Annotated in this window: 11 protein-coding genes; 10 read left to right on the top strand and 1 reads right to left on the bottom strand. The window is 31.6% G+C overall.

Annotation, left to right across the window (positions count from 1 at the left end):
• From VKY47_RS08215 to VKY47_RS08195, 5 genes are all read left to right on the top strand, one after another.
• A partial coding sequence (locus VKY47_RS08215) for an AMP-binding protein (RefSeq protein ID WP_324311924.1) occupies positions 1–1183 on the top strand: 1183 nt, incomplete at its 5' end.
• Positions 1180–1842, top strand: a complete 663-nt coding sequence (locus VKY47_RS08210; protein WP_324311922.1) for a hypothetical protein — start codon at positions 1180–1182, stop codon at positions 1840–1842. The genes VKY47_RS08215 and VKY47_RS08210, both read left to right, overlap by 4 nt.
• Positions 1843–1849: 7 nt before the next feature.
• Complete coding sequence (locus VKY47_RS08205) at positions 1850–2092, top strand: acyl carrier protein (protein ID WP_324311920.1); 243 nt, start codon at positions 1850–1852, stop codon at positions 2090–2092.
• A 251-nt stretch (positions 2093–2343) separates the two neighbouring features.
• Positions 2344–3588, top strand: coding sequence for an MBOAT family O-acyltransferase (locus VKY47_RS08200; RefSeq protein ID WP_324311918.1), 1245 nt, complete (start codon positions 2344–2346; stop codon positions 3586–3588).
• 5 nt (positions 3589–3593) lie between these two features.
• A complete protein-coding gene (locus tag VKY47_RS08195) occupies positions 3594–4487 on the top strand; it encodes an SGNH/GDSL hydrolase family protein (RefSeq protein WP_324311916.1) in 894 nt (297 codons plus the stop codon).
• A 73-nt stretch (positions 4488–4560) separates the two neighbouring features.
• Here VKY47_RS08195 and VKY47_RS08190 read toward each other — a convergent pair whose 3' ends face one another.
• A complete protein-coding gene (locus VKY47_RS08190; protein WP_324311914.1) occupies positions 4561–5373 on the bottom strand; it encodes an RDD family protein in 813 nt (270 codons plus the stop codon).
• A gap of 21 nt (positions 5374–5394) precedes the next feature.
• Between VKY47_RS08190 and VKY47_RS08185 the strand changes: the two genes are divergently transcribed.
• The 5 genes from VKY47_RS08185 to VKY47_RS08165 form a co-directional block, all read left to right on the top strand.
• Positions 5395–6360: a stage II sporulation protein M gene (locus tag VKY47_RS08185; protein WP_324311912.1), complete on the top strand. Its 966-nt coding sequence runs from the start codon at positions 5395–5397 to the stop codon at positions 6358–6360.
• A 41-nt stretch (positions 6361–6401) separates the two neighbouring features.
• A complete protein-coding gene (locus VKY47_RS08180) occupies positions 6402–7079 on the top strand; it encodes a hypothetical protein (protein WP_324311910.1) in 678 nt (225 codons plus the stop codon).
• Positions 7076–8284 carry a hypothetical protein gene (locus VKY47_RS08175; RefSeq protein ID WP_324311908.1) on the top strand — a complete coding sequence of 403 codons (1209 nt, stop codon included), beginning with the start codon at positions 7076–7078 and terminating at the stop codon, positions 8282–8284. Before VKY47_RS08180 ends, VKY47_RS08175 begins: the two co-directional genes overlap by 4 nt.
• Before the next feature lie 4 nt (positions 8285–8288).
• Complete coding sequence (locus VKY47_RS08170) at positions 8289–9293, top strand: AAA family ATPase (protein WP_324311906.1); 1005 nt, start codon at positions 8289–8291, stop codon at positions 9291–9293.
• A gap of 4 nt (positions 9294–9297) precedes the next feature.
• A partial coding sequence (locus VKY47_RS08165; protein WP_324311904.1) for a DUF58 domain-containing protein occupies positions 9298–10062 on the top strand: 765 nt, incomplete at its 3' end.

Below are 10062 nucleotides of genomic sequence, written 5' to 3'. Positions count from 1 at the left end.
TCTAGATTCTAGTCAAGATACAGAATATAAAAATTCGCTTGTTGTAAATACCAGTGACTGCGACTCCTTAGAATTAACTACAGACATATTACATATTTCAGACGACTCATTGGCCTATATACTATTTACTTCAGGAAGTACCGGTAAACCCAAAGGCGTGCAAATATCGTTTAAAAACCTAGACAGCTTTGTAAGTGCTTTTTTAGCTACTGGTTTTAAATTAGACCATAGTGATAAATGCTTGCAATGTTTTGATCTCACTTTCGACGTTTCTGTACAATCTTTTTTAATTCCACTTATTCATGGAGCAAGTGTTTATACCGTGCCACATGATCAAATAAAGTATAGCTATGTATTTGGATTGCTAGATGATCATGAATTGACCTTTGGTGTATTTGCACCAAGCATGATTTGGTTATTAAAACCTTATTTCCATGAAATTTATTTACAAAAATTAAGATATTGTATTCTTACTGCAGAAGCCTCCCCTACTGATTTAGTTAAAGAATGGACTAAATGCGTCCCAAATGCACAAATTTTTAATTTTTACGGTCCAACCGAAGCTACTATATATTGTGTTTATTATAAAATCGATAACAATAAACCTATAAAAGAAGCCAACGGGATACTTGCTATTGGCAAACCTTTTAAAGATCTATACACTATTATAGTTGATGAAAATAAGCAAGTTGTAGAAAAAGGAATTAAAGGAGAATTATACCTTTCGGGAAACCAAGTAACAAATGGCTATTGGAAAAATCCTGAGCGTAATGAAGAAGCATTCATAATGTTAGATTACGAGGGCAAATCACGAAAATTTTATAAAACTGGTGATTTATGCCTAGAAGATGACGATCATGATATTTTATATTACGGAAGATTAGATAATCAAGTTAAAATACAAGGATATAGAATTGAATTAGGTGAAATTGAATTTCATGCCAGAGCAACTATTGAAGGTAAAAACGCCATAGCATTTATATATCAAGGTCAAACAGGTAGCAATGAAATAGCCTTATGTTTAGAAACGGATCATTTAGATAAAGATATCATTCTATCTTCATTGAAAACTGTTTTACCACCTTATATGGTGCCTTCTAAAGTTTATAATCTTGAGAAATTTCCTTTAAACACCAGTGATAAAGTGGATAGAAAACAGGTGGTAAATTTATTTGTGTTATGATGGATCGTTTTATAATAAGAGCCGCAACCGTTCATGATGCACCTTTTTTAGCTGAAGCCATTATTGAGGCTGAAAAAAGTGGCACAGATAAATTATCCTATTCTACCATATTTAATTTGTCTGAAGATGACGTACGTAAATACCTTATTAATATTCTTGAGGAAGAAATTGATGGTTGCGAATTATCTGTGTCAAGTTTTATAGTCGCGGAATTTGATGGTAAAGCTGTTGCAGCATTAAGTGCTTGGGTTGAAGGTTTGGAGGATGTTCCTTCGACCATAATAAAAGCCAACTTACTCAATTTTACATTGCCAAAAGAGTGTATTGTAAGAGCCATGAGCCTTAATGAAGTTATTAGAGAATTACATGTTGAATATTTACCAAAGACCATTCAAATTGGTGCTTGTTATGTTAAGAACGAGTTTCGTGGAAACAGGCTTCTTGGGATACTTAACAAACAAATTATTACAAGATTACTAAAAGAAAACCCAGATGTAAACAGTGTTTGGGTGCAAATTTTTAGTTGCAATATATCTTCTTTAAAAGCTTTTGAAAAAGCTGGATATACAGTTGTAACAACAAGAGAATCATCTAAAAAAGAGATAGAAAACTATTTGCCTTCAAACAAAAAACATGTACTAACAAAAAACTTCAAATAACAAACACATGGAAAAATCAGAAATAACAGACAGATTGACTACTATATTTCGAAAAACATTTAGTGAAGACTCATTGGTTTTATCAGATGAATTAACTGCTAACGATATTGATCATTGGGATTCATTAACTCATATGATTCTTATTTCAGAAATTGAAAAAGACCTAAACATTGTATTTAAATTAAAAGAGCTCAACAAAATGAAAAATGTTGGTGCTTTAATTGAAATTATCACTACTAAAATCAATTAGTTTTTTAATTATAAAACTAGCCATTGTTTTTAGATAGCTAGTTCAACTAAGCCTATTAACACATGGTATTTACTTCGCTTAATTTTGTCTTATTCTTTCCTATAGTAATTATTCTGTTTTATATCACTCCTATCAAGTATAGGTGGGCAACTTTGCTTGCCGCCAGTTACTTCTTTTATTTAAATATTGAACCGGTCTTTGGTTTATTAACCGCTTTAATTACTCTATCAACCTACTTTTTAACACTTAAAATGGATCAGGTAGAAGAAGATAAGGAGAAAATTAAATACATGTATATTAATATTGTTATTGTATTACTCCCATTATTTTTCTTTAAATATTTTTCATCAATAAATGATGGCATATTTAACCTACTCGATGTGTATGGAATACGATGGGTTTTACCAAAAATCACATTTCTTTTACCTATAGGAATTTCCTTTTACACATTTATGGCCATTGGGTATACCATTGATGTTTATAACGAAGAAGTAAAAGCTGAAAAGAATCTTGGCATTGTAGCTTTGTTTATTTCATTTTTCCCATTAATACTATCCGGTCCAATTGAACGTGCTAAAAACATGATTCCGCAGTTTAAATCGGATTTGAAATTAAATCCTGCTAATTTTTCAACTGGCTTAAAACTGATGCTTTGGGGATATTTTATGAAATTAGTAGTTGCAGATCGCTTGGCTATTTATATAGATACCATTTATAGCAATTTAGAAAATCATAATGGGAATACCTTATTGTTTACGTCCTTATTATACCCAATACAAGTTTATGGGGACTTAGGTGGTTATTCGTTAATTGCTATAGGTGTTTCTAAAATATTAGGTCTAGATGTGATGCAAAACTTCAAAAGACCGTTTTTTGCCACTTCCATGGCGCAGTTTTGGAGACGCTGGCACATATCGTTAATTACTTGGCTAACAGATTATGTTTACACGCCTTTAGCTTTTAGTTTTAGGAAGTATGGCATATACGGCATTGTAATTGCCTTAATGGTTACATTTCTTCTTAGTGGTATTTGGCATAGCTTAACCTTAAATTTTGTTGTTTGGGGTTTACTTCAAGGTATATTTTTAAGTATGGAGGCTTTAATGAATAGGCGAAAAACAAACTTGGAAAACCAATATAAACTAAAATCCAACTTTTTTTACGTGTTGTTTTCTATTGGTTTAACTTATTCTTTGTTTACCGTATCAGAAGTGTTTGGTAGAGCTGTTACAATTGAAGATTCCATATCTGTTTTTAAAAAAATACTATTCGAAAGAGGGCATCTTTTTTTAGACAATACAACCTTGGCTTATGCCTCAATAGGATCCTTTATGTTATTATTAAGCGATTTTAGAGACGAGTATTTCTCGAAAAAACTATTGTTGTTTAATAATAAACACTTTGTAATTCGGTTAGGATCCTACCTCTTTGTAGCATTAATAATACTATGGATTGGTATTTTAAATGGAGGTCAATTTATTTACTTTAAATTTTAGATGCTATGAAAACATTTATCGGTAAGTTATTCGTGTTTGTAATACTTTTTTTTAGTGCAGATTTCCTTTTAGGAAACATTATTGGTAATTTTCATCAAAAAACTAAAAATGCTGAACTGCAAAATGCTAATTATGGTTTTGTAAATTACAATAATGATGATATTTTATTCTTTGGTGCTTCTGAAGTGTCCCATAGTTTTATAAGTAATAAAATCATCGAAAAAACAGGATTATCCTCTTATAATCTAGCTACAGATGGTTGTGGCATGTATTATCAATACCCATTACTTGAAACCATTTTAGAAAAACATACACCAAAAGTTATTTTAATAAGTGCCTCTGAATTAACTCAAAATGGATCTGAATATATTACACGAATGTATCCATATTATAAAAGCAACAAGTATGTGAAACATATGGTAGATGAACTTCATCCAAGAGAACATTTAAAGCTCGCTTTGCAAGGGTATGTTTATAATTCCCAAATCATTAGAATTTTTGATGGCAGATTCGATAACTCAAAAGGTTATGTGCCTCTTACACCAAGAACTGATAACATTAAAAACCAAAATTTTATGGAGTTGCCAGAAGGTGTCGACTATGAGATTTCTGATGAGACGAAGCTTTATTTTAGTAAATTTTTAGAAAAAGCCGTTTCTAGCGGAGCCGTTGTATATGTATATGTTCCTCCTGTATTGGAAAAAATAAACACATCGTATTTAAACACTATCAAAGAATTAACAAAAAATGCCGGGGCAACACTCATCGATTTCTCCACGGACTATTACTTACTCCATCATAAAGAACTCTTTAACGATAATATTCATTTAAATTACAATGGTGCTGAGTTATTAATGGATAAATTTATAAGAATTCTGAAAGAAGATCATGTTTTCTAGACTGCTAAAAAGAATAAAATTGTTGAATCAAAAAATGTCTCATCTTTAAAAACTTTATTTTCAGATCTACTATTTACATGTTTTGCGTATAATAATTATAATCTTTTAAAACAACATCAATAAATTCCTTGTCGTTTTGATGGGTCGATTTAATTTCAGTGACTTCAATAATTTTAGAGCGTAACTTAATAAGCGTTTTATAATCATTTAATTTAATTGCTGTTTTAAAAGTCTCTTTTATAATTCTAGCATCATTATCAGATAACCTTATAACAGCTGGGTAAACTGGTTTATAAGTATCTGTAATTGTTTCTAAAATGGTGTCCGAAAACTTCGCTTCATCTTTTAAAGAAATAACTACGGTATTGGCCATAATATCTCCAAAACGCTGATTCTTTTTAGTGAATATGATCAATAAAAAACCAATAAGTTTTCCTATTAAAAAGACAACAAGAAGTAATTCATACTTGGTATCTAAGCCTAATGAAACGATATAAATAAGGATTAACGAGAAAAGATTAAAATCGATAACTCGTAAAAACCATCTAATGACATAATCTGTGATAGAAGGTTTAAAGCCATCCATATTTATCACTTTAATTTTAAGGATCTTCTTCCCTATAGTCTGGCCGTTTAATAAGATCTCAGAATATAAAGAATAAAAAGTGATGGGCAAAAAGATTAAAACATCTATGGCTTTTAAAGTCCACTGATCCTTATTAAAGGAACTTTCTATGAGTTGAAAGTTGAAAAACTGTACGACAAAATAGAGATAGGCAAATTTTACAACGTTATCTAATATAAAGGCTAGCAAGCGTTGACCAACATGAGCCATGGTAAAATTGATGTCAACATTTTGTGCAGTTTTTATTTGGAGTCTTTTCATGTAATGTCTAAATTCGCTCTAATGAGAGAGGTCGCTTTTATTAAGCAAAATAAAGAAAAATGGCTTGAATTTGAGCAAATAAGTTCAAATAAAGAGAAAAAGAGCCCAGATGATATAGCGGATTTGCACATTAAAATCATGAATGATTTGGTGTATGCACAAACCTATTATCCTAAAAGTAAAGTGACTACCTATTTAAATAAGCTGGCAAAAAGCAGTTTCGATAAAGTTTATCATACCAAAAGAAGAGATAATAATGTCTTTTTAAATTTCTTTTTCGACACCATACCTCTTCTCTCCTACAAATACAGAAAATACATATATATTTCATTTATTTTTTTCTTCCTCTGCTTTTTTATTGGTTTGCTTTCTACTTTTAACGACGAGTCGTTTGCACGACAAGTATTAGGAAACAACTATGTAGAACAAACGCTAGAGAATATAGAAAGTGGCGATGCTATGGCCATATATAAAGGAGGAAGTAATTGGGGAACCTTTATAGGCATCTATGATAACAACCAACGTGTTGGATTGAACATGTTCCTTTCTGGATTGTTTTTAGGAATTGGCACCGGCTTTTATGTGGTTTACAACGCCATTATGGTTGCGGTATTTCAAGCATTTTTCTATCAGCATCATAGTTTATTTGATAGTTTAAAAGGTATATGGATTCATGGAACTTATGAGATTTTCGGGATGATTATAGAAGCAGCTGCCGGATATATTATTGGTGCAAGCATCCTATTCCCTGGAGCTTTAAAAAGGTTCGAATCTTTTAAAATAGGTGTTAGAGAAGCTTTTTATATTTTTATTAGTACCATTCCGTTCACCATTGTCGCCGCGTTTTTAGAAGGCTATGTTACTAGATATTCTAATACCATGTCCGTCATTCTTTCATTCGCAATTATTTTATTTAGTTTACTATCTATTAGTTATTATTATCTCATTCTACCTTTTCAAGTAGCCAAAAAACACGCTTTAAGATGATGAGAACGTGTTTTATTCTTTTCCTGATAATCCTATCCCAAATGGGGTATTCTCAATCTTTTCAAGATACGCTACAAATTAATGAAGCTGTTACTAAACCCCATAAAAGCACAAAGGTTGAACAAGCAGTCTCTTTTAAATCCGATTTAAAGGAAAAATATAACGATAAGGAATTTGTATATACAGACGATTTAAAAGAACCAGAACCAAGAAGAGAGGACGTCTCCCCTACTACTAATAATGGATTTTTAGCTGCTTTCGTAGCTTTTATGACTTATATTTTTCCGTTTGTTTTAGGGATTATTATAGTGCTCATTATATTGAAAATAGTTTTGGGCGCCGATATGGGCTTCTGGAATTTTAAGAAATCCACTAAACAAGTAGCAGATAAATTGGTTTATGAAGAGGAAGGCATCCATGATACAGATTTTAACAAACTCCTTGAAAAAGCCATTGAGGATACAAATTTTAGACTAGCAACCAGATATTATTATTTATCCTTGTTAAAAAAACTATCCGACCTAAAAACAATAGAATATCATAAAGATAAAACCAATACAGAGTATGTGTTTGAAATTGAAAACAAGGACCTTAGAAACCAGTTTTCCGAAGTTTCTTACATATACAGCTATGTTTGGTATGGGGAGTTTCCTATAGATTCATTGAAGTTTAAGACCATAGAAAACAAATATAAATCCATTTTTAAATCCATTCATTGATTTTCTTTATCAACATAAAAAAGTATCTCCCATTTCTTGTTTTGTTTAGCCTAATAAGCTGTAATAAAACGGATTGGCGCGAAAATTTTAAAGAAGTAAATAAAAGCCCTTTCGGTACTTTTATTGTATTTAATGAAGCAGAAGACCTGTTTAGCACGAATGACGTTCATTACCTAAAAGAAAACATTTACGATTACCTTTTTTATCATGTTGAAAGCGATGATTACGTAAATTATATCTGCATTAAATCGTCAGCATATAAGCTCGATGTAGAAGGTTTAACATATTTATTGAACCAAGTTAAACTGGGTAGTACGGCTTTTTTATCGCTCAATTATTTTAGTGAACATTTAAAAGACTCTTTACAGTTCACAACTAAAAACCTAGATGAGGACATTTATAGTCCAGAAGAATTAAAGAAATTAAATGGAACCCTATATTTAGAAAACAAGGATTTTAAAAATCAACCTTTTCTGTATGATAGAAACATTAGAAAAAACTATTTTGATCGTATAGATAAGGAAAACACGGTGGTTTTAGGCACCATAGATGTAGACGGCATAAAGCAACCCAACTTTATTAAAATTCACCATGGCGATGGCGCTGTTTTTTTACATACAAATCCTGTAGTTTTCACCAATTACAACATGTTAAATGGTCGTGAGAATTATGTAGAAAACCTCTTTTCATATATCCCTTCCGGAGACATTTTATGGGATTCACAAATAAAGTCCAGTATGTTTACCAATAGGGATAATGATAAAAAGGATTCCATTTTTAAATTCTTTTTAGGGCACCCCTCCTTAACATGGTTTTTATTTGTCTCACTTTTTGGACTGCTTTTGTTTATGCTCTTTAATGCGAGACGAAAACAAAGAGCCGTCCCTATTATTAAACCTTTACAAAATTCTACAGTAGAATTTGCGCATACAATTGCCAATTTATACTTAAAAGAAGCCGATCATAAAAATTTAGTAGATAAGAAAATCACCTACTTTTTAGAAAAAATTAGAGACAAGTACTTAATTGATACAAATAATTTAAACAGTCAATTTATTGAAAAACTAGCCTTAAAGTCTAACAACGACCTGGCTAGTACCAAATATTTAATAAACACGATCATCGCTTTGAACAAAAAAACCGAATGCACAGATGTGGAGCTGATGGTATTAAACAATATGATAGAAAAATTCTTTAAAAAATAACCCTATGGAAGAACCAATACATCCTGAAACTTCAGAAAATTTAGAATTTAAAAACAGAATAGATGTCTCCGAATTACAGGAAGCCGTTCACGACATAAAAAAGCAATTAATGAAGGTCATTGTAGGTCAAAAAGACATGATGGATCTACTAATTGTATCTCTTTTGGCAAACGGACACGTTTTAATTGAAGGCGTTCCTGGAGTTGCAAAAACAATTACGGCTAAATTACTTTCCAGAACTATCGATATAGATTTTAGCAGAATTCAGTTTACACCAGATTTAATGCCGTCGGATATCTTAGGAACTTCTGTTTTTAATGCAAAAACATCTGATTTTGAATTTAAAAAAGGTCCCATTTTTTCTAGCATGATTTTAATTGATGAAATTAACAGAGCTCCAGCAAAAACGCAGGCTGCCCTATTTGAAGTCATGGAAGAAAAACAAGTGACTATCGATGGTGAAACCTATAAAATGAAAGAACCTTTTATTGTTTTAGCGACCCAAAACCCCATAGAACAAGAAGGAACTTATAGATTACCGGAAGCACAATTGGACCGATTTTTATTTAAAATTACTGTGGAATATCCAACCGGAGAAGAAGAATTGGAAATTATTATTAGGGAGCAAGCTCTAGAAAACGCTAAGAAAATAGAGCAAATTGAAACCGTGATTTCAGGTGAAAAAATTGAAAAATATCGTGCGATAGTCAATCAAATCAGCCTAGAGGAAAATCTGCTAAAATACATTGCCAATATTGTGGTAAATACCCGATCCAATTCGTTTTTATATTTAGGCGCATCACCAAGAGCGAGTATTGCCATTTTAAAAGCATCTAAAGCTTTTGCAGCCATAGATGGAAGAGATTTTGTTACCCCAGAAGATATAAAAAGAGCTGCCATTCCAGTACTACAACACCGAGTGATTGTAACCCCAGAACGGGAAATGGAAGGTTTGACAAGCAAACAAATTATTGAACAGATTATTGAAACCGTAGAGATTCCAAGATAACTTCATGAAAAAACTATACCATTCGTTATTTTTAAACAACAGGTTATTCTACATTTTAGCTGCTATAGCCGTTTTATTTGTGGTAGGTTTTTTTGTACCCATATTTTTTCATATTTCCAAAATCTTGTTATTTATTCTTGCACTTTTAGTTGTGGTGGATGCCTTTCTACTTTTTCATAAAAAAAATGGGATTGCTGTAGAACGTGTTTTGCCTGAAAGGTTATCTAATGGAGACGCTAACAAAATCACGCTTCACATTAAAAGTACCTATTCCTTTTTAAGTCATTTGTCACTTATAGAAGAACTTCCTTATCAATTTCAAAAGCGGGATTTCTTTTTCAATTTAAAATTACGATCCCATCAAGATAAAACCCTTCATTACCATGTACATCCAACCCAAAGGGGACTTTATAATTTTGGACATGTAAATGTGTATGCGTCTTCTCCCCTTCAGTTAGCCACCAAAAAATATGTTTTAGGTGAAGAAAAGGAACTAAAATGCTATCCGTCATTTTTAAAGTTAAGAGACTTTAATTTTAAAGCCTTTACAGATGCTACCATTTCATATGGGACAAAAAAAATTAGAAGAATTGGTCATTCTTTAGAGTTTGAACAAATAAAGGAATATGTGTCTGGAGATGATATTAGAACCCTAAACTGGAAGGCTACAGCCAAGAGAAATCAATTAATGGTCAATCAGTATGTGGAAGAAAAATCGCAACCCGTATATTCGATTATCGATAAAGGGCGTGCCATGCAAATGCATTTT

The sequence above is a fragment of the Xanthomarina sp. genome (assembly GCF_035306705.1).
Classification (GTDB): Bacteria; Bacteroidota; Bacteroidia; order Flavobacteriales; family Flavobacteriaceae; genus Xanthomarina.
Note: the sequence above shows the minus strand (reverse complement) of the source record. Positions and strands in the feature narration are given on the sequence as shown.